This window comes from Parasutterella secunda (assembly GCF_024733725.1).
Taxonomy (GTDB): domain Bacteria; phylum Pseudomonadota; class Gammaproteobacteria; order Burkholderiales; family Burkholderiaceae_F; genus Aphodousia; species Aphodousia faecalis.
This window is the reverse complement of sequence record NZ_JANRHP010000005.1, coordinates 20,840-40,617: the sequence shown is the minus strand read 5'-3', so window position 1 is coordinate 40,617 and position 19,778 is coordinate 20,840. Positions and strand designations below refer to the sequence as shown.

The 19,778-nt window shown below is 49.4% G+C and carries 18 protein-coding genes; 5 read left to right on the top strand and 13 right to left on the bottom strand.

All coding sequences use genetic code 11. The features are described from left to right. Positions 1-20: 20 nt before the first annotated feature. On the bottom strand, positions 21-656 hold the full coding sequence (lolA, locus tag NW199_RS06165; RefSeq protein WP_258333965.1) for an outer membrane lipoprotein periplasmic chaperone LolA: 636 nt from the start codon (positions 654-656) through the stop codon (positions 21-23). Continuing rightward, positions 656-3,073 (bottom strand): DNA translocase FtsK, encoded by a 2,418-nt coding sequence (locus NW199_RS06160; protein ID WP_258333964.1) that lies wholly within the window; start codon positions 3,071-3,073, stop codon positions 656-658. The genes lolA and NW199_RS06160 overlap by 1 nt, the downstream gene beginning before the upstream one ends. A 147-nt stretch (positions 3,074-3,220) precedes the next feature. Between NW199_RS06160 and trxB the strand changes: the two genes are divergently transcribed. Genes trxB through NW199_RS06145 form a run of 3 tightly spaced genes read left to right on the top strand, consistent with a single transcriptional unit; the run spans position 3,221 to position 5,544 of the window. Continuing rightward, positions 3,221-4,180: a thioredoxin-disulfide reductase gene (gene trxB / locus NW199_RS06155; protein ID WP_258333963.1), complete on the top strand. Its 960-nt coding sequence runs from the start codon at positions 3,221-3,223 to the stop codon at positions 4,178-4,180. A 5-nt stretch (positions 4,181-4,185) separates the two neighbouring features. Next, complete coding sequence (locus NW199_RS06150; protein ID WP_258333962.1) at positions 4,186-4,890, top strand: Smr/MutS family protein; 705 nt, start codon at positions 4,186-4,188, stop codon at positions 4,888-4,890. A 9-nt stretch (positions 4,891-4,899) separates the two neighbouring features. Then, complete coding sequence (locus NW199_RS06145) at positions 4,900-5,544, top strand: nitroreductase family protein (protein WP_258333961.1); 645 nt, start codon at positions 4,900-4,902, stop codon at positions 5,542-5,544. Between the two features lie 255 nt (positions 5,545-5,799). Here the strand turns inward: NW199_RS06145 and NW199_RS06140 are convergent, their stop codons facing one another. The 3 genes from NW199_RS06140 to uvrB all read right to left on the bottom strand — a co-directional run bounded on the left by NW199_RS06140 (position 5,800) and on the right by uvrB (position 9,092). After that, positions 5,800-6,432, bottom strand: a complete 633-nt coding sequence (locus tag NW199_RS06140) for a carbonic anhydrase (protein WP_258333960.1) — start codon at positions 6,430-6,432, stop codon at positions 5,800-5,802. Positions 6,433-6,438: 6 nt separating this feature from the next. Continuing rightward, complete coding sequence (locus tag NW199_RS06135) at positions 6,439-6,966, bottom strand: pyridoxamine 5'-phosphate oxidase family protein (protein ID WP_022472875.1); 528 nt, start codon at positions 6,964-6,966, stop codon at positions 6,439-6,441. A 95-nt stretch (positions 6,967-7,061) separates the two neighbouring features. Next, on the bottom strand, positions 7,062-9,092 hold the full coding sequence (gene uvrB, locus NW199_RS06130; protein WP_258333959.1) for an excinuclease ABC subunit UvrB: 2,031 nt from the start codon (positions 9,090-9,092) through the stop codon (positions 7,062-7,064). 96 nt (positions 9,093-9,188) lie between these two features. Between uvrB and yjgA the strand changes: the two genes are divergently transcribed. Together yjgA and NW199_RS06120 are read left to right on the top strand one after the other, a co-directional pair. Beyond that, positions 9,189-9,755: a ribosome biogenesis factor YjgA gene (gene yjgA, locus NW199_RS06125; RefSeq protein WP_022472873.1), complete on the top strand. Its 567-nt coding sequence runs from the start codon at positions 9,189-9,191 to the stop codon at positions 9,753-9,755. An 11-nt stretch (positions 9,756-9,766) separates the two neighbouring features. Further along, positions 9,767-10,693 (top strand): 2-hydroxyacid dehydrogenase, encoded by a 927-nt coding sequence (locus tag NW199_RS06120; protein ID WP_258333958.1) that lies wholly within the window; start codon positions 9,767-9,769, stop codon positions 10,691-10,693. 23 nt (positions 10,694-10,716) lie between these two features. Here the strand turns inward: NW199_RS06120 and NW199_RS06115 are convergent, their stop codons facing one another. The 8 genes from NW199_RS06115 to orn all read right to left on the bottom strand — a co-directional run bounded on the left by NW199_RS06115 (position 10,717) and on the right by orn (position 19,738). Continuing rightward, complete coding sequence (locus NW199_RS06115; RefSeq protein ID WP_022472871.1) at positions 10,717-11,385, bottom strand: TetR/AcrR family transcriptional regulator; 669 nt, start codon at positions 11,383-11,385, stop codon at positions 10,717-10,719. Then, positions 11,382-12,479: an ABC transporter permease gene (locus NW199_RS06110; protein ID WP_258333957.1), complete on the bottom strand. Its 1,098-nt coding sequence runs from the start codon at positions 12,477-12,479 to the stop codon at positions 11,382-11,384. Before NW199_RS06110 ends, NW199_RS06115 begins: the two co-directional genes overlap by 4 nt. After that, positions 12,476-13,570, bottom strand: coding sequence for an ABC transporter permease (locus NW199_RS06105; protein ID WP_258333956.1), 1,095 nt, complete (start codon positions 13,568-13,570; stop codon positions 12,476-12,478). The genes NW199_RS06110 and NW199_RS06105 overlap by 4 nt, the downstream gene beginning before the upstream one ends. Next, positions 13,567-15,294, bottom strand: coding sequence for an ATP-binding cassette domain-containing protein (locus NW199_RS06100; RefSeq protein WP_258333955.1), 1,728 nt, complete (start codon positions 15,292-15,294; stop codon positions 13,567-13,569). Before NW199_RS06100 ends, NW199_RS06105 begins: the two co-directional genes overlap by 4 nt. Positions 15,295-15,300: 6 nt before the next feature. Next, positions 15,301-16,287 (bottom strand): HlyD family secretion protein, encoded by a 987-nt coding sequence (locus NW199_RS06095; protein WP_258333954.1) that lies wholly within the window; start codon positions 16,285-16,287, stop codon positions 15,301-15,303. Between the two features lie 104 nt (positions 16,288-16,391). After that, positions 16,392-18,569: a polyribonucleotide nucleotidyltransferase gene (gene pnp, locus NW199_RS06090; protein WP_022472866.1), complete on the bottom strand. Its 2,178-nt coding sequence runs from the start codon at positions 18,567-18,569 to the stop codon at positions 16,392-16,394. 188 nt (positions 18,570-18,757) lie between these two features. Continuing rightward, positions 18,758-19,027: a 30S ribosomal protein S15 gene (gene rpsO, locus NW199_RS06085; RefSeq protein WP_022472865.1), complete on the bottom strand. Its 270-nt coding sequence runs from the start codon at positions 19,025-19,027 to the stop codon at positions 18,758-18,760. A 141-nt stretch (positions 19,028-19,168) separates the two neighbouring features. After that, positions 19,169-19,738: an oligoribonuclease gene (gene orn, locus NW199_RS06080; RefSeq protein ID WP_022472864.1), complete on the bottom strand. Its 570-nt coding sequence runs from the start codon at positions 19,736-19,738 to the stop codon at positions 19,169-19,171. Between the last annotated feature and the right edge of the window lie 40 nt (positions 19,739-19,778).

The following is a 19,778-nucleotide window of genomic DNA, read 5'->3' as shown; positions in this document are numbered from 1 at the left end:
ACGTTGAAGAATCTGAACTACTAAAAAGAACTACTGTCTTTAAGCACTTCCACACCCTTGGGAATCTTGAAAACAAAGTCTGAAGCCTGCAATTTAACGTTGGTTTTGAAATTTTCAAAAGACAAGCGTGTTTCCTGCCCGAAATTATCTTTAAGTGTCATTTCCTGCGGCAAACCGTTTTTAAAGCCAATTCGCACTTCAGAAAAGGCATTACTGTCGTCTTTCGGTGTTGCTTTTAGCCAATCCAACCCGTCTTTTGAAGCTAAATTTTCGACATTGAAATCTTTACGAAAATCCTGTGCTCCAAATAAAAGCGAAGCAGGAGAAGCAGGAATCGCTCCTGACAATTGTTTTTGTGTGACCTGCGCAAGTTCCGTGTCATAGAGCCAAAGCGTTTTCCCATCGGTCACAATGAGCTCTTCAAAAGGCGCGTTGTAGTGCCACTTAAATTTACCCGGGCGAAGAAATGCAAAGTCACCGGTACCGGCCGCGTCTTTATTTTCGCCTTCACGAGTAAAAACCTTTTGCTCAAAGGAGCCTTGTGCACTCGTCACATTCTTTAAAAAACGACTCAAATCATCGGTCGCAGCGGCAAAAGAAGCCACGCTGAAACAACCAAGCGCTGTCAAAACGGCCGCACTCACAAAGCACTTCATCACAAGCCCTCATTATTTCTGGCGTTAATGGTTCGGCGACCGCTGGAGTCAGCCGGACTAACAATCCCTTCGGCTTCCATGTCTTCGACAATGTTGGCCGCTCTCGGATAACCCACTCCAAGACGTCTTTGCAAATAGGTAACCGAACACTTGTTGCTTTCCACCACAATCTGAACGGCTTTATCAAATAGCGGATCTTTTCTGCCGCCGTTTGTGCCGCGCGGTTCGTCGGATTCTGCCGCTTCCTCTTCTTCGGAGACGAGAACATCGTCAACATAGTTGGGTTTAGCCATCTGACGCAGGGCTTGGGTAACGCGCTCCAACTCTTCATCCGTAACAAAGGCCCCCTGAATGCGTTCAAGCACCTGAAGGCTCGGCATCTTAAAGAGAAAGTCCCCGTTACCTAAAAGATTTTCAGCGCCGGTCTGATCCAAAATGATGCGGCTGTCGGAACCCGTGGCCACCTGAAACGCCGCGCGAGACGGAATATTAGTGCGCAAAAGCCCGGAGATGACGTCGGCACTGGGGCGTTGCGTGGCCAAAATCAAATGAATGCCGGCCGCACGAGCCTTTTGAGCCAGACGAATAAGCGACTCTTCCACGCCCTTTTTATCAATCATCAAAAGGTCAGCCAATTCATCAACCACCACGACGATGTAGGGCAACTCTTCAAGTTCGACCTCTTCACCGACATTCTTTGCAAGCGGATTCATAAGCGGCGTCCCCGCTTCGCGCGCTTCTTTGACCTTCGCGTTATAGCTTTCAAGGTTTCTCACCTTGATGCTATGGGCCAATTTATAGCGGCGTTCCATCTCCTTGACGCACCACTGCAAGCCGTGCTTGGCTTCATTCATTTGATCGACAACCGGACAGAGGAGATGCGGGATGTCTTCATAGTAGGCAAATTCCACCTTCTTCGGGTCAATCAGAATCAGGCGCAGTTTGGAAGGTTCAAACTTATAAAGAAGGGACAAAATCATGCTGTTGACGCCAACCGATTTACCCGAACCCGTGGTACCGGCCACAAGCAAGTGGGGCATCTTGGCTAAGTCAACAACAAACGGCTCACCGGTAATGCGTTTGCCTAAACACAAGGGTAAAAGCGCCTTGGATTTAGCAAAGTCCTGCGAGCCTAAAAGTTCTGAAATACGCACGAGTTGCCGGCGCGGATTAGGCACTTCAATGCCCATGTAGGGCGTATTGGGCACGGTATCGAGCACGCGCACTGACTGAACAGACAAAACACGAGCCAAATCAGACTCAAGACTCTTAACGCTTGAGCTTTTCACCCCTTCGGCCAATTCAATTTCGTAACGAGTAACAACAGGACCCGGGTTGGCTGCCTTCACCTTCACCGTCACGCCGTAACTGGCCAACTTACTTTCAATCAAGCCGCTCATAACAGCAAGCGAAGCCTTATCAATAGAAGGCTCCGTATTGCCCGCCGGATCAAATAGACGCAGCGAAGGACGAATCGGCTGAGAAGCGTCTTCAAACAAAGTATCTTGCTGAGCCTCTAGCGCCACTTCCGACTTTTTCACTTTTGCCTGCGGATTAATCACAGGGCGGCTCACGGCTGGAAGCACGGGTTCGGGCTGCACATCAATGACATCATCGGAATTTTTCAACGCCGGGATGTCTTGCTTAAACTGCTGAGCCAATTCTTCCTGAGCGGTTTTTCTCTGCTGCTGATCAACCTTAGCCTCATGTCGATCAGTAAAGAAATGCCAAATGCGGTCCAGGCGCGTGCCGATTTTTTCGGTCACATCCAGCCATGAAAAATCGAAAAAGATGGCCGCGCCGCTCATGGCAAGCACCACCATCAAAAGCGTTAAGCCCAAAGCACCGACCACCGGGACGCAAGCGGTCATGACGGATTGGCCCAGAACACCGCCCGCCTGTCCGGGCAAGGGCTCGGCCAAGTAATACAACCTGAGCGCCTCAAGAGACGTGCTCGCGCACAACAGAATCAGTAAACCGAAAAGGTGCCAAATTCTGCCGAAAGAAAGCTTTCTGTAATGAGGACTCAGACAACGCCAGGCGCTCATCAAGGCTACGGGGAAAAGCCAGTAAGCCGACCACCCTAATGCAAACAAGGCAATATCGGACACCCAAGCTCCCAGTAGACCGATCCAATTTTTAGGAGCAACATTGGGAGCCGCGTGGGTAAAAGACGGATCTGCCTGGTTATAGGAGATCAGCATTAAAAGGTATAGAACCGAGAAAACAAGCAGGCAGACGCCTGCCACCGATCCGAGCCTGATTTTTCTGCGTTTATCCTCAACGGGAACAGGATCGTTAACAACGGCGCTCACCGTGACAGGAGCGGTTGCGGCCTTCGTACGTGAAGATTTGCGGGCTGACGGTTGCAATATGTTTTTCTTAGCTTTTTCTTTTATGAGAGCTGGTTTTTTCATCAATCTATCGTCTGAAATCAACCCTACCATTTTACGGGGTTTGTTTTCATTTTGAACGCTTCTTGACTATTGTTTTCAATTTTTCTGTGCTTTTCACAATGGCACTCGGATACAATGAACTGATCTACTGAGTAAAGAGGTTTAAAAATGTCAGAAAACATTCAACATGAAAAGCTTATTATCATCGGTTCCGGTCCCGCAGGCTACACGGCAGCCATTTACGCTGCCCGCGCCAATTTAAATCCCCTTTTAATCACCGGCATGGAGCAGGGCGGACAACTGATGACAACCTCTGAAATAGAAAACTGGCCGGCAGACGTCAACGGTGCTCAAGGTCCCGATCTCATGCAACGCTTCATGGATCATGCGGAACGTTTCGGCACGCGAATTGAATTTGATGTCATCACAGCCGCGCACTTAAAAGAAAAGCCGATTCGCTTGGAAGCCGATTCCGGCAAGACTTTTACGTGTGACGCGCTCATCATCGCCACCGGCGCAAGTGCCAAATACCTTGGTTTGGAATCAGAAACCCGCTACAAGGGACGTGGCGTTTCGGCTTGCGCCACTTGCGACGGCTTTTTCTATCGTAAGAAACCCGTTGCGGTGGTGGGCGGAGGCAATGCCGCTCTTGAAGAAGCGCTTTATCTGTCCAATATCGCAAGCATCGTGCACCTCATCCACCGCCGCGACACTTTCAAAGCCGAGCCGATTATGGTCACCAAACTGATGCATGCCGTCAAGGAAGGCAAGATCGTGCTGCATCTGTTTGCCGAAGTCAAAGAAGTGCTCGGTGACGATCAGGGCGTTACCGGCGTTCTGTTAAAGAGCACCGACGGAAAGCCCGATGAAAGCATCTCTGTAGATGGCCTTTTTGTCGCCATCGGCCACTCCCCCAACACGAAGATTTTCGCCGATGAGTTGATTCTTGAGGGCGGCTACATTGTTACCCAAGGAACCGGTCATCACGCGGCTACGGCCACCAACATTGAAGGCGTATTTGCCGCAGGTGACTGCCAAGACCCTGTTTACCGTCAAGCAGTAACCAGTGCCGCCACCGGCTGCATGGCCGCCTTGGACGCCCAACGCTACTTGGAAAGCCTGGAGTAAAAGCCATGCGGGCAAAAGGTTTTGAAGCTTTAAAAGGCATTAAAACAAAACTTTCGGAAGAATCGATCATCCGGGAAAAGGAAGCCGCCGCCCGACTTCAAAGGCGTGAAAAAGAAGACGATGATCGCGCCCTTTTTGCCGCTGAAATGAAGCGCATCGGCGTTACACCGACCGAACGGGATGCCTCCGAAATCGATCTTTTTGAAAAGGAAATGCAGCGCTTAGGCGTCACCAAGCTGGAAAACAAAAATGTGCGGGCGATGCCGACAAAAAAGCCTCCCCGCCCTAAGGTTCAACAAACCCCTTTGAAATTGCGAGCCGAAGTGGGTCTTTCGGACAGCTATGATGGAGCCAGTGCTGACGATTGGGGAGACCGTGAGTACATTGCCGTGGGTTGCGGCATCGATCTTGCGCAAAAATTGTCTCGAGGACTTTGGCCCGTTGGTGCGCACCTTGATTTGCACGGCTACCGCACCGAAGAAGCCAGACGTGCCCTTGTGGACTTTATCCTTCAGGCTCGCGAAGCTCATATCCGCTGTGTTCGCATTGTCACAGGTAAAGGCATCAACAGCGGGGAAGAAGGACCGGTTCTCAAAGGTCTTGTCAGACGATGGCTTCGACAAATGCGCGAGGTTCAGGCATTTGTTCAAGCTCCGATTGAGGAAGGCGGATCCGGTGCACTGCGTGTTTTGATTGCTAAAAAGTTTTAGGAGTTCGCGATGGATATTCTTGAATTAATGCGTACTCGCCACACCACTAAACACTACGATCCGAATCGCCGAGTAAGCGATCAGGACATGGATACGCTTCTGGAAGTACTGCGACTGTCACCCTCTTCGACAAATATTCAGCCGTGGAAGTTCTACGTCATCGACACGCCCGAAATGAAAGAAAGAATCATGCCGGCAGTCAAGGACTTCAACATAGAACGCATGCAAGCCCCTCAGCTGATTATCTTCACAGTTCCGACTTGCTTTAGCGAAGAATTTTTCGATGAGCTCTACCGCCAAGAAGAGGCTGATGGTCGATATAAAGGATGGAAAAGTCCTGAACGACCGGATGTGATCCGCCTGACTTACTCGCACAAATTCGATGATGATCCTGAAGGACTCTTTCGGTATGCCAGCAACCAAGCCTTTATCGCTTTAGGATGCGTGACCGTAGCGGCTGCAGCGATTGGTGTTGACTCAACGATATTGGGCGGGTTTGATTTTGATAAGCTCGATGAGATCCTCGGCTTTAAAGCTAAAAATGAACGTTCCGTTGTCGGCATTGCCCTGGGTTACCGTGCAGAAAACGACTCTAATGCCAGTCGGCCCAAATCTCGCCTTCCGAGAAAACGTGTGATCGAATTTTTGCGCTAGATAATTCATAGAGTCGGGTGACCGGACTTCCGACTCTATTTTGAGACATCAAAATGGAAACGAACTTTTCAGTTTTCGTTCATCTCCAAGATTGTTGGGTTTGCATTCCACCCAATCGATGTTGAGCTACGTTGCCTTTAATAAAGGAAAAGCGCACTAACCGTAGCATTGGGTTTTGCATTTTCAAACGCTTAAATCACCTTCTGACTCCATAGGCAACGCTGCGCAATCTCTGCCTGAGTTAGAGTATCCAATCTACTTGGCAATAGGCTCAAAATTTTCCGAGTCACCATTCCACACGCTTAATAAGCCTTTGTGCATATCGTAATAAAGAGCGTGCAAGGTTAACGTTCCCGCTTGAACAGCTTCCTCCACCCAGTGGTACGAGAGCAAATTTTCTATTGATAACAAAACCGTGGCTTCTTCACACAGGCGCGCCTTTTCTGCCTTAGACTCATCCGGATTTTCTTCATCGATTTTATGAACAGCAGGACACGCCAAAGAGACCCAACGATTGATATATCGCTCATCTTTTAAGGTTTGCGGATTAAAAAGTCCGGCAATGCCTCCACAATTTGAGTGGCCCATAACAACGATATTTTCAACGTTGAGGTGTTTAACGCCGTACTCCACCGCGGCCATGACCGCGTCATACTCGCCGGCTTTTTCCGGAGGCGGCACAATCGCCGCCACGCTTCTGACAACAAACAAGTCTCCGGGCTTGCATCCCAAAACGATGGCCGGATCCGTTCTGGAGTCGCAGCAGGCAATCACCATTGTCTTGGGACTTTGCGAATGAGCCAATGCCTCAAAGAATTCTTTTTCTTTGAGAAAATAGTTGGCTCGAAAATGGTGAAAGCCTCCTATTAAATCGTGAAAATTTTGCATATCAGACTACTTTCTGAAAGCCATTTCCTGACGAGTCTTTGCGGACAATTCGTGTACACGAAGAGCCCAGAAAGCCATATTGTCAAGCATCTCCTGAGGATAGGTCCAAGAAAACTCTCCGTTATCTCCCATGTAGTGATGCATGATGGCATCCATGGCCTTAACGCGATCATCTCCCGTTAAACGTTCCATGACACCACGGCCCACCACGGAAAAATAATTCTGACCGGATCGGCACGCGGGGTTATCTTCAATAATGGTTGCTGCCGGCTCAGCCACGCAGAAACTGACATGCGGATTTTTGTTATAAAGCTCTATCTTGTGGCCTTCCGCCGCCCCATGGAAATAAAAAATCAAGCCGTCATTGTTGACTTCGTAGCCATAGCTCAACGGAACAATGTACGGGAAAGGCTCATCGTGAATAGCCAACGTCACCATCTTGCAGCGATGCAAGAACGCTTTGATGATGGTGGGATCATCCACCGCCCGATCTTGGCGGCGCATTTCAGTATGAATCGTTGTGGTAATCGACATTTTTAAGCCCCTTTTTGCTCATTCGACAGTTTTGTTATTTTAGTCTATTCAAGAAAACCGACTGATTTAGACGTACGCGCAATCGGTCCACCTTGTCAGGTTTCTGTCGGCACGCCCGCTCCCAGCACTCGGCTCTTTAATTCAGCCAACTTGTCGCGTACAGCAGCCGCTTTTTCAAAATCAAGATTTTTAGCGTATTCGAACATTTCTTTTTCGAGTTTTTTAATTCGGGCTGAGAGTTCTTTTTCGGTCATCGAACCCACATTTTCCGCGATATCTTCCCGACTGGGCGCGTCAGGCCTATAAACACCGTCAATAATGTCGCGAACTTCCTTTTTAACACTCTTAGGCGTAATGCCATGCGCTTCGTTATAAGCCTTCTGCTTAGCCCGGCGGCGCTCCGTTTCTCCGATTGCCCGCTTCATCGAGTCGGTCATTTTATCGGCATACAAAATAGCGGTACCCGCCACATTTCTGGCCGCGCGGCCAATCGTTTGGATTAATGAACGCTCGCTTCGCAAAAAGCCTTCTTTGTCGGCATCCAAAATAGCCACAAGTGAGACTTCCGGAATATCCAACCCTTCACGCAACAGGTTAATGCCAACCAACACATCAAAAACACCTGCGCGAAGATCGCGAATGATCTCCACACGCTCAACCGTATCGATGTCGGAATGCAGATAGCGTACTTTGACACCGTTGTCACTTAAAAAGTCCGTTAAATCTTCGGCCATTCGTTTTGTGAGCGTTGTCACTAAAACCCGTTCGCCCTTTTTCACCCGCTCATTAATTTCTGAAAGAACATCATCGACCTGAGTGCTGGCCGGCCGTACAATCACTTCCGGATCAACCAACCCTGTCGGTCTGACCACTTGCTCAACCACTTGGGAGGAATGCTCCAACTCATAGTCCGCGGGCGTTGCCGAAACAAAGATGCTGCGTCGCATCTTGCGTTCGAATTCATCAAAGCGCAACGGCCGGTTATCCAACGCAGAAGGCAATCTGAATCCATAGAGCACAAGCGTTTCTTTTCTGGAACGGTCTCCCCTGTACATTCCGCCTAACTGACCGATCATCACATGGGATTCATCGAAAAACATCAGGCAGTCCGAGGGCAGGTAATCAATTAAACACGGGGGCGCAACCCCCGGAGCCAAACCGGTCAGATGGCGTGAGTAATTTTCAATTCCTTTGCAAAAGCCCACCTGATCGAGCATTTCCAAGTCAAAAAGCGTGCGCTGTTCAAGGCGTTGGGCTTCGACGAATTTGCCCTCATCCAAGAAAAACTTCTTTCGCTCCCGTAATTCTTCTTTAATAGTTTCTATCGCCCGAAGAATTTCATCACGAGGAGTGACGTAGTGGCTTGCCGGATAAATCACAAAACGTGTGACTTTTTGAACAATTTTTCCGGTAAGCGGATCAAAGAGCGCGATAGATTCCAATTCATCATCAAAAAGCTCAAATCGAACCGCCATCTCGGCGTGTTCGGCCGGGAAAACATCAATAGTGTCTCCCCGGACGCGGAAGGTGCCACGAGCGAAATCCATTTCACTGCGCTTGTACTGCATGCGAACGAGCTGGGAAATAAAATCCGAACGACTTTTGACATCGCCTGTTCGCATAATCAAACGCATCTGCGTGTAACTTTCCGGCTTACCGATACCGTAGATTGCCGAGACAGTGGCCACAATAATGGTGTCACGGCGCTCAAGAATGCTTTTGGTGGCAGCCAAGCGCATCTGCTCGATGTGCTCATTGATTGCCGAATCTTTTTCTATGAAAAGATCCCGACTGGGAACATAGGCTTCCGGCTGATAGTAGTCGTAATACGAAACGAAGTATTCCACCGCGTTATTGGGAAAAAATTCCCGCATTTCCGAATACAGCTGCGCGGCCAGCGTTTTATTCGGAGCCATGATCAAGGCCGGCACGCCCTGACGGGCGATGACGTTAGCCATCGTAAATGTTTTACCCGACCCGGTTACCCCCAACAGTGTTTGAAACGCCAAACCGCTCTCGAGCCCCTCGTTTAATTCTTCAATGGCCTGAGGCTGATCACCGGAGGGCTCATAGGGAGCATGCAGTTCAAATGGCGAATGGGGAAATGTTTTAACGATATCGCTCACAAACTTTCTCGAGATAGTCTTAACCCATCAATAATAATGCTGAAAAAGAAAATTTCCCGTTACAATCCGTCTATTATCTTTAGGAATAACTTGATCATGGCTCAATACCGAGACAACCGCGACGATTTTGAAGACGAAGAAGACGGCTATGACCGTCCGAGTAAATCTCAAATTAAACGAGAATTACAAGCCCTGCAGGATTTGGGCAAAGAAATGACCAAGCTCGGCGCGGACACTTTAAACCGCATTCCGCTTCCCGACGATGTGCGTGAAGCGATCGATGAATACGCCAAAATGAAGTCCTTCGGGGCTCAGCGCAGACAGCTGCAGCTAATCGGCAAACGCATGAATGGGTTGGATCCTGAAAAAGTTCGGGCCGCTATTGATATGGCCACGGGTGAGAGCCGTGCCGCTGTGGCCGCGCACCACAGAGCCGAGCGTCTGCGCGATAAGCTTATTGCTGACGATGCCGCCCTCACGGACTTTATCAAAGATTTCCCGGACGTCAATGTTCAAAGTTTGCGTCAACTCATTCGTTCGGCACGCAAAGAAGCCCAAATGGATAAACCCCCAAAGAGCGCCCGTGAACTTTACCGACTCATCCATCCGATGGTCAGCCCTGAAGTAACGCTTGAAAAAGAAGACAATCAGGAAAACGAATAAGGAGTGGCATCGTGCGAATTGTGAGCTTTTTTAAAAAACCTCTCCCTGATAGCCTATTAAATGGGCTCAAAGATATCGCAGAGATTCAGTACTGGCAGGACTTAAGTGAGGAAGAACGCTCTGAACTCGATGATGTCGAAATCGTCATCAGTAATCCTCCGGTATCGATGCAGCAAGAGCTTCTATCATCTTTTCCTAATCTCAAAATGATCGCCAGCCTTGGTGTGGGCTTTGATAAATTTGACCTTGAGGAAATGAAGCGACGCAAAATTGTTCTGACCAATGCTCCGACTGCAACAAGCGATGATGTGGCCGATTTTGCCTGGGCGCTTCTTACAGCGCTTGCCCGCCAAACTCCTCAGGCGCTCACTCATGCCAGAGAAAAACTTTTGACTTTCTCGGGCTTTCCCCTCACCACTCGCATCAGTGGTAAACGCTTGGGAGTCGCAGGTCTTGGTCATATCGGCCGGGAAATCGCTCGCCGCGGCGAAGGTTTTAAGATGCAGATCGGCTACACAAATTTAAGTGCCTGCGATGTGCCGTATCAACGCTTTGAAAATCTCAAAGAATTGGCTGCATGGTCTGACTTTCTGGTCCTAGCTATGCCGGGGGGTGCCTCGACACACCATATTGCCAACCGCGAAGTGTTCGAAGCCCTGGGGCCCCAAGGTTTCCTCATCAATATCGGAAGAGGAGAGTTGGTGGATACCGACCAGTTAATTGAGGCATTGGAGAAGAAAAACATCGCCGGTGCCGCGCTTGACGTTTTTGAGGGCGAACCCGCCATTGATCAACGTTTAGCTCAATTCGATAATCTTCTTATCACGCCGCACATCGCAAGCGGCACCTTTGAAGCTCGAGAGAGTACCGGGCTGCAAGCGCTTGGAAATATTCAGGCATTCCTTGCCACCGGCACCGCTCCCAATCGAGTGATTTAAAGAACTCTTCCATAGCGCAAGACCTATCGGTCTTGCGCCTTTTCTTTGGCGATATTGTCTTTCATAAACGCAAGTCCCGCCATCACCTGGCGAACAATGAGATTATTCATCCGACTGCGTTCGTGAACAAATCCCGGCACCACAATGTTTCTTAATTCGGGCGCAACCAACATATGAATCAGCACCGCTGACATGGCCGTCATAAAAGCGGCCCCGACTCTCGGATCCCGATAGTCATCGACTCCCAGGTAATCAGCAAAAAACTGCTGAAGCGCCTTAATGCGCATCACGCCAACTTTTCTAGCTAAACTCAGAATATTTTCCGAGGGCGTTCCAGTTACTTCGCGAGCCCAAACGCGCATGGGCCAGCTGCGTTTATCATCCACGCGTTCCAGATGGTGGGTGAAAAAGTACTGCAGGGCTTCCTGGGCCGTTTCATACTGAACCATCTCAATTTCCAACTCTTGACTGAAAATCGTATCAGGAATTCTTGATAAAACCGCTTCATACAGTTCATCGCGTCCGCCAAACCAATAGTTAACACTCGCGCAATTGACGCCAGCCATGTCGCAGACGTCCTTAGCCGCCACATTGGCCCAGCCTCGCTCTGCTGCCAAAGTGCCCGCAGCCTCAATGAGCGCTTCACGTGTTTTTTCGCCGTCACCGCGAATTCTTGCTGTTTGTTTTCTCATAGTCGTTTCTTAAAAAAGTAATAAGCTGCAGGCAAAGTCACCGCGGCCATCACAACGACCGGCCACATTGACACAAGCACCGCAGACAATGGCGCTCCCGCGAGATAAATTCGCCTGACGGCTGACAATGTAAAGCGCAGCGGATCGGCGTAAGTGAGAAGCTGAATCCATTGCGGCATATTGGCCACCGGAGCGAACAAGCCCGATAAAAGCACCATCGGCACCAAAAAGACAAAAACAATCAATAACCCCTGCTGCATCGTTTGGCTGTAGGCAGAAACCGCCAAACCCAATCCAACGACCGAGAGGATGAATAACAAAAGAACAAAATACATGGCTAGCACACTGCCACCCATGGGGATCTCAAACCAAAATAGATCCACCAAAAAGATCAACGTACTTTGAAAAAGCCCGATTAATATGGGAACAATGGATTTGGCGGCAAGCAGTTCAGCCGTTGTGTAAGGCGAAACCAATAGCTGCTCAAACGTCCCCTGCTCCCTTTCCCGCGCCACCGACAAGGCTGACAGCACAACCACCTGCAACATGGAGAGCATGACAATCAAGCCCGGCATGATGAACCATTGAGTGATGACATTGGGATTAAATAAAAATCGCGTTTTTATCAGTTCGGGCACACCCGTGAGCGTGGCGTTCATCGTCTGAGCGATCTGCGTCAAATAACCGGCGGCCAATTGAGCGGTCGTTGAATTGCGCCCATCGATGACGACCTGAACTTGCGCGCTTTTGCCTTCTTTGAGATGCTGAGCAAATTGCGGCTCAATCACCACGGTTAAAAGAGCCTCGCCTTCATCCATGAGCGCTTTGATTTGAGAGACACTCTGGACAGTGGCCACACGTTCGAAAATTTTGTTGTTATCTACTGCACGAACAAACTGAGAGGAAGCCTCGGAGCCCGACAAATCACACAGCGCGTACGGAATGTGATTCAAATTGAAACTAGCAATGTAGCCAAACAAAATGATGTACAAAAGCAAGGGACCGACCAAAATCATTCGGCTCGTCTTCTCTTTTAGTGTCGCCAAAAGCTCTTTTCGAACCAGTGCCCGAAAACGTATCATCCGCTTACTCATACCCGCACCCTCTTTTGACAAAAATGACGTGCAAGCAACACGAGCACCGCGGCAAAAGCGGTGAGCACTAAAAGATTTTTAACCACCAGTGCGTGCATGCCTCCCGTAAGAAAACCTACTTTCAAAAGTTCCAGAAAATAAACCGGAGGCATGGCGTAAGCGATGACATTGGCCCAATCCGGAGCACTTCTTAAATCAAAGATAAAACCCGACAAAATCACAGCCGGCAAAAAACTTGCCAAGAGCGCAATTTGTGAAGACAAAAACTGCGAGCGTGTTGCTCCCGATATCACCAATCCGATGCAAAGACTCACCAAAAGATAAATCGCAGACGAAAGAGTAATCAGTCCCAAACCACCTCGAATCGGAATATGGTAGACAAAGACCGCGGCCAACATACAAAGCGCCCAGCCGAAAGCCCCTAAAACAAAATAGGGAATAACTTTCGACAGCAACAATGCCCAGGGCGAAATCGGCGTGGCAAGCAAGGCTTCCATTGTTCCCCGCTCCCACTCTCGAGCAATCACCAAGCCGGTTAACATCGTCCCGATCATGGTCAAAATGATGACTATGAGACCGGGCACTAAATACCAGTGGCTTTCGGCCGATTCGTTAAACCAGATACGAGGAATGACCGTGATACCGGAAGGCTCTGTCGCTGCGGAGCCCGCCGTCTGAACAGTGAACATCACCGCATTGGCAATCATGGTGGCGCGCGGCGCATCAATGCCGTCAATCAACAACTGCGTTTCATGGGCTACGGGACGCTTTTCAAAAACAATAACAGCCTCCACGTCAAAGCGATCCAAAGCTTCGAGCGCCTCTTTGCGGGTAGGAACCACCGTGACATCAAATGAATCATTATTGACCAGAGCCTGCGTGTAGAGCGTTGTCTGAGAACTGTTTTGATCGCTGACCACAGCCAAACGAATATCCTTCACATCAAAAGAGATACCGTAACCAAATAAAATCAGCAAAATGAGCGGTAAGACGACGCCAACCAAAATAGCGCTTTTATCCCGAATAATTTGGCGACTCTCTTTTAAGCTTAAGGCGTAAACATGACGCCAGAAATCCATCCTTTGCGTCATGATTGACTCCTTTGAGCACGAAACTCTTTGACAACCCTGATAAACGCCTCGTCCATACTCAGACTTTGCCCGCGCACCTCGGCAGGAGAGCCCATAATAAGCGGCAATCCGCCATCTTGGATAAGAAGCCTGTCACAGTAAAGAGCCTCCTCCATAAAATGGGTCGTCACGATAATGGTTGTGCCTGTTTGGCTCAGAGCTGTCATCCAGCGCCAAAATTGTCTGCGAGTCGGCACATCCGCTCCGCTTGTCGGCTCGTCTAAAAATAAAAGTTTAGGATTGTGAATCAACGCGACAGCCATGGCCAAGCGCTGTTTGATGCCACCAGGCAAGGTTTTTGCCTGCGCAGCTGAAAATGACATCAATTCAAATTCATTCAACAAAAAGTCTATCCGCTGCGCTTTCTCCTGCCCGGCTAAACCATAGGCGCTCGCAAAAAAGTCCAGATTTTCGCTCACACTCAAGTCACCGTAAAGCGCAAATTTCTGAGACATGTAACCGAGCTGCTCTCGGGCCTCTTCGCGGCTATCTAAAACATTGACGCCCGCCACCTCAAGCTCTCCGGAGGTCACCTTTAAAAGACCGCACAGCATCTTAAAAGTGGTCGTTTTACCGGCGCCATTGGGTCCCAACAATCCAAATATTTCACCGGCTTTGACATCAAAAGATGTTCGATCAACCGCGGTAAAAGAGCCAAAACGCCTGACCAGATCTTTGGCGATAACAACAGATTCGTTTGAAGTGTTCGGAAGTTGCGCAGAACTTTGTGCAATGACTGAATACGGATGACGGGGCACTGTTTTGGCGCGGTTGACTAAATAGCCCTCTTCCAAACCTCCTGCCACAGGCTCAAATTGGAGTCCATATTTTTCTTGGAGGGACTCTCTGTCTGCATAGTCACGAAGCAGCACCCGCACATAACCCGATCGGGGCACAGCGTCCAAAATATAGTCCGTATCGTCAAGCAATTGTGCCTGCAGATCCCTTACTCTTGTGCCAGAAGGCACTTTGACATTAAAGGCTAAACCGTCTGCCAGAGCGGCAATGGCTTGAGGGCTATCGTGCAGGATAATTTCACCGTTTTCAAGAATCAACACATCATCGCAAAGCGCGGCTTCGTCCATATAGGTCGTCGCCACGACAACGGTCATCGCCTCAGTGTGAACATTTTTCTTCAAAATTGACCAAAGCTCACGTCTGGATAACGGATCCACGCCTACGCTCGGTTCATCCAAAAGGAGAATTTTCGGATGGTTTAAGAGTGCACAGGCTAAACCTAACTTTTGCTTCATTCCTCCGGATAATTTACCGGCAGGCCTAGCGGTAAAGTCTGTCAGTCCCGTTATGGACAAAAGTTCAGTGAATCGTTTTTTTCTTTCCACCTCACTTAAGCCAAATAGTTCAGCGTAAAGCGTGAGATTTTCTTTAACGCTTAAATCAGTATAAAGACCAAACTGCTGGGGCATGTAGCCGCATAACGTTTGCAGGCGCGACAACTCTTTTGAATAAAGCTTCTCGCCAAATAGTTTGACAGCCCCCTCTTGGGGTTTCAGTAAGCCAGCCATCACACGCATCAACGTCGTTTTACCGGCACCATCGGCACCGACCACTGCAATCAATTGTCCTTTTTTCAAATCCGCCTTAATGGATTTCAAAAGAGGCGAAGTTACACCCTTTTCAAAGCGTGACACTGACTCCAAAGTGATGGATGAAAGTTCTGACATGATGACTTACTTCAACAGTCGAGCTGTCACAGGCATCCCTAAACGAAGCAATCCTTGAGGATCGTCTACCGTTAAACGCACCTCATAAACCAAATTGGTGCGAATGGCTTCAGTCTGAACAGTCTTGGGGGTAAATTCGGCCACTGAAGAAATAAAGCCGACCGTAGCATCAAAGGTTTTATCGGGGAAACTGTCCACACTGACGGCAACCTTTTGCCCCATTGTGATACGGCCTAAATTGGGTTCATCTATGTAAACCCGCGCCCAAAGCGGATTCATTAACGCCATTTCATAAATGGGGGTGCTTGCACCGACCATATCGCCTGGCTCTTTAAGACGAGATCGAATCACGCCGTCTGCGGGCGCATAAAGCAGGCAGTTATTCAGAGCCCGCTCGGCATCAGCAAGCTGCGTTTGCGTTTGTTTAAGCGTTGCACGCGCAACTTCAATTTCTTCGGCACGCGTACCTGCTAAGAGCATTTCCAGGGTCCGTTTTGCTTCATCCCTTGCTGCCCTGTCGGCACTGGCTTTGTAGCATGCCTGATCACGAGCCAGAGCGCTGGAAGCCTTCCCCATATCCTTGTGCCGCTTACAGGTCCGCTCAGAGAGCACCAAATTTGCTTCCGTTGCCTTAAGCCGCGCTCGAGCGACATCAATTTCTTCGGCTCGAGTCCCTGCCAGTAAAAGCGCGAGCTGCGCCTGCGCCACTCCCACTTGCGAAGCGGCCTGATCGCGAGCAATTTTGTATCGGCTGTCATCGAGCTTGGCGATCACTTCACCCGCTTTTACCGAGCCACCTTCTTCAAATAAAACCGTCTGCAATCGACCGGACTCTTCAAAAGCCAAATCGACTGTGCGCATATCAATGCTGCCGTAGAGTTTCAGTTGAGCCTGGGGCTGACTCCAGTGCCAATAACCGACACCACCGACTGCAGCGGCGGCTAAAAGAGCCACAATGGCCACTTTTTTCTGAGATAAGGAAGGAAAAGGCATAAGAATTTTTTTAAATTTAAATTTCAATTTAAATTATATACCATAAAAAACTCCCACCTCTTTTGCCGAAGTGGGAGTCTTTTTACAAAACTAAGCGATCAAGCTTATTGAGCGTCTTGAGCCGGTTGTTGTTCGGCCGCGGGAGCTTCTTCAGGCTTTTTCTCTTCTTCTTTCTTTTCTTCCAAGAGAGCCTTCATTGACAAGCGGACACGACCCTTTTCATCGGCCTCGATCACCTTCACGCGAACCACTTGACCTTCCTTCAAGTAGTCGGAGACAGCGTTAACGCGTTGGTTGGCGATTTGGCTGATGTGCAACAAGCCGTCTTTGCCCGGCAACAACTGAACGATAGCGCCGAAATCCAACAAGCGCGTTACCGTGCCTTCGTAGATTTGGCCCTTTTCAATTTCAGCCGTGATTTCAAGAATCTTCTTCTGGGCGGCAAGACCGGCTTGCGGATCCACAGAAGCGATCGTCACGCTGCCATCATCCTCGATATTGATCGTGGCACCGGTTTCTTCAGTGATACCGCGAATCACAGCACCACCCTTACCGATCACGTCACGGATCTTTTCAGGATTGATCTTCATCGTGATCATGCGAGGAGCAAAGCGGGACAATTCCTTGGCGCCGCCCGCAGCCTGTGTGCGCATTTCATTCAAAATGTGCTGACGGCCTTCATGGGCTTGAGCCAAAGCCACCTGCATGATTTCTTTATTGATACCTTCAATCTTGATATCCATTTGAAGGGCGGTGACACCGTTTTCAGTACCGGCCACCTTGAAATCCATATCACCCAAGTGATCTTCATCACCCAAAATGTCGGTCAAGACGGCAAACTTGTTGCCTTCCTTGATTAAGCCCATAGCAACGCCGGCCACATAATCCTTCAGGGGCACACCGGCATCCATCAAGGACAAGCATCCACCGCAGACGCTGGCCATGGAAGAAGAACCATTGGACTCACAGATTTCGGAAACCACGCGGATTGTGTATTGGAAATCTTCTTCAGAGGGCAACACAGCGGTCAATGCGCGCTTAGCCAAACGGCCGTGACCGATTTCGCGGCGCTTGGGGCTGCCGACACGACCGGTTTCACCCGTGGCAAACGGGGGCATGTTGTAGTGAAGCATGAAACGTTCATGCGTTTCACCCAAAAGACCGTCAACGATTTGTTCATCCTGCTTGGTACCCAACGTGGTGATAACCAATGCTTGGGTTTCACCGCGGGTGAACAAGGCAGAACCGTGCGTGCGGGGCAATACGCCTTGGCGGATTTCGATCGGGCGGACAGTCTTGGTGTCACGGCCGTCGATACGCGGTTCGCCATTCAAAATGTTGGAGCGAACGAGCTTGGCTTCCATTTCAAAGAGGATGCCGGCCACTTCGTTGGGATCAACTTCGTTGTCGCCAGAGAAGCGTTCATCCTTGGCCAATTCTTCATCGACCATGGCGTAGATTTCACGCAATTTTTCCGTACGGGCTTGCTTGCTGCGGATGCCATAGGCCACCTTCAATTCTTCGGTTGCCAATTCAGCGATGCGAGCGATCAAGGCTTCGTTCTTCGGAGCGGGCTGCCAATCCCAAGCGGGTTTGCCTGCTTCTTCAACCAATTCGTTAATCGCGTTGATGGCCACTTGTTGCTGTTCATGACCAAACATCACGGCGTTGAGCATCACGTCTTCAGGCAAGCAATCGGCTTCGGATTCAACCATGAGCACTGCGCGTTCCGTGCCGCTCACGACCAAATCCAAACGGCTGTCTTTCATCTGAGACAACTTCGGGTTGCAGACGAATTCACCGTTGATGTAACCCACGCGGCAAGCGCCGATCGGGCCGTTAAACGGGATACCGGAGATGGACAAAGCAGCCGAAGCACCCAACATGGAAGGAATATCCGGATCCACTTCCGGATCCACGGACAACACGTGAATAATCACTTGAACTTCATTGAAGAAGCCTTCCGGGAAAAGCGGACGGATCGGACGGTCGATCAAACGGCTCGTCAACGTTTCCTTTTCGCTCGGACGACCTTCACGCTTGAAAAAGCCGCCGGGGATCTTGCCGGCTGCGTAGGTCTTTTCAATGTAGTCGACCGTCAACGGGAAAAAGTCTTGACCGGGCTTGGTTTCTTTCTTAGCCACAACCGTAGCCAAAACCACCGTATCGTCCATTTGGCAAATCACAGCACCGGAAGCCTGACGGGCAATTTCACCGGTGGTGAAAGTGACGTCGTGGTCACCGAAGCGGAAAGACTTGCTCACTTTATTAAACATCGTCATTTCGTTTCTTCCTTAAAAAAGGGAAAAAGACGTGTTTTCGATACGCTGCGGTGTGAACGCTCTGACTTAAAAACCCTCACATCGCAACGCACAAACCGAAAACAAAAACCTCGTCTTTTCCCAAAACCTTCAAAACTTACCAAAAGCGACCTGTCAATGCAGGTCGCTTTTGAGAAAGCCGTCTCGAATTACTTACGCAAGTTCAAATCCGTGATCAACTTGCGGTAAGCGTCCAAATCGGTGCGCTTGAGGTAGTCCAACATCTTGCGGCGACGGGACACCATCTTCAACAAACCGCGGCGGGAGTGATGGTCCTTGGCGTGTTCCTTGAAGTGCGGGGTCAATTCGTTAATGCGGGCCGTCAACAAAGCCACTTGAACTTCGGGAGAACCCGTGTCACCTTCCTTGCGTTGGAACTTGGCAACGATTTCAGACTTTTTGATATCTTGAACAGACATTTTCTAACCTTTAAAAAAATTAAACATGCGAACGTGGAAGTTAGGCCACGTCGTGGAAAGACCGCAATTGTACCCGAAAATAAAAACTTTTTCGAGTGCTATCTTGCGAAATTTTCAAGCTTTTTCCAACCAAACGCTTACTCAGCAATTCATCAAGTGCTTGCGATAGTGTTTGAGCTCGTCAATGCTTTCCAAAATATCGGAAAGCGCTTCATGGCGCGTACTCTTTTTAAAACTGTTGGGAACAGACGGTGCCCAACGCTTGGCCAATTCCTTAAAAGTCGAGACATCGATATTTCTGTAATGGAAATAGCTTTCAAGTCTCGGCATCCAACGAGCCATAAAACGACGGTCCTGACCGATCGAATTGCCGCACATCGGACTTTTACCGCAGGGCACAAAGCGGGCAAATTCAGCCAAAAGAATGTCGCTTGCGCGTTCTTCATCGATATTGGAGGCAAGCACTCGGTCAATGAGACCTGAACGACCGTGTGTTTCCGTATTCCATGCATCCATTGACCCCATCGTTCGAGCCGATTGATGAATCGCTATGACGGGGCACTCATGAATAACATTTAGCTGCGCGTCCGTGATCACGGCTGCCACTTCAATCACGCGATTGACTTCAGGCTGCAGCCCGGTCATTTCCATATCCACCCAAATTAAATTGTCCGCGCTAAAGAGGGGATCTTTTTGCAACTCAGTCGCCATTTTGTAGCCTAAATCCTTTAAAATGAACCGTTTGGAAACG

Bases quoted from the DNA above. Each gene is read 5' to 3' on its own strand.
- NW199_RS06095 (WP_258333954.1), bottom strand. From the start codon at position 16,287: ATGCCTTTTCCTTCCTTATCTCAGAAAAAAGTGGCCATTGTGGCTCTT.
- NW199_RS06100 (WP_258333955.1), bottom strand. From the start codon at position 15,294: ATGTCAGAACTTTCATCCATCACTTTGGAGTCAGTGTCACGCTTTGAA.
- trxB (WP_258333963.1), top strand. From the start codon at position 3,221: ATGTCAGAAAACATTCAACATGAAAAGCTTATTATCATCGGTTCCGGT.
- NW199_RS06160 (WP_258333964.1), bottom strand. From the start codon at position 3,073: ATGAAAAAACCAGCTCTCATAAAAGAAAAAGCTAAGAAAAACATATTG.
- orn (WP_022472864.1), bottom strand. From the start codon at position 19,738: ATGGCGACTGAGTTGCAAAAAGATCCCCTCTTTAGCGCGGACAATTTA.
- yjgA (WP_022472873.1), top strand. From the start codon at position 9,189: ATGGCTCAATACCGAGACAACCGCGACGATTTTGAAGACGAAGAAGAC.
- NW199_RS06140 (WP_258333960.1), bottom strand. From the start codon at position 6,432: ATGCAAAATTTTCACGATTTAATAGGAGGCTTTCACCATTTTCGAGCC.
- lolA (WP_258333965.1), bottom strand. From the start codon at position 656: ATGAAGTGCTTTGTGAGTGCGGCCGTTTTGACAGCGCTTGGTTGTTTC.
- NW199_RS06110 (WP_258333957.1), bottom strand. From the start codon at position 12,479: ATGAGTAAGCGGATGATACGTTTTCGGGCACTGGTTCGAAAAGAGCTT.
- NW199_RS06145 (WP_258333961.1), top strand. From the start codon at position 4,900: ATGGATATTCTTGAATTAATGCGTACTCGCCACACCACTAAACACTAC.
- NW199_RS06150 (WP_258333962.1), top strand. From the start codon at position 4,186: ATGCGGGCAAAAGGTTTTGAAGCTTTAAAAGGCATTAAAACAAAACTT.
- NW199_RS06135 (WP_022472875.1), bottom strand. From the start codon at position 6,966: ATGTCGATTACCACAACGATTCATACTGAAATGCGCCGCCAAGATCGG.
- NW199_RS06105 (WP_258333956.1), bottom strand. From the start codon at position 13,570: ATGACGCAAAGGATGGATTTCTGGCGTCATGTTTACGCCTTAAGCTTA.
- pnp (WP_022472866.1), bottom strand. From the start codon at position 18,569: ATGACGATGTTTAATAAAGTGAGCAAGTCTTTCCGCTTCGGTGACCAC.
- NW199_RS06115 (WP_022472871.1), bottom strand. From the start codon at position 11,385: ATGAGAAAACAAACAGCAAGAATTCGCGGTGACGGCGAAAAAACACGT.
- rpsO (WP_022472865.1), bottom strand. From the start codon at position 19,027: ATGTCTGTTCAAGATATCAAAAAGTCTGAAATCGTTGCCAAGTTCCAA.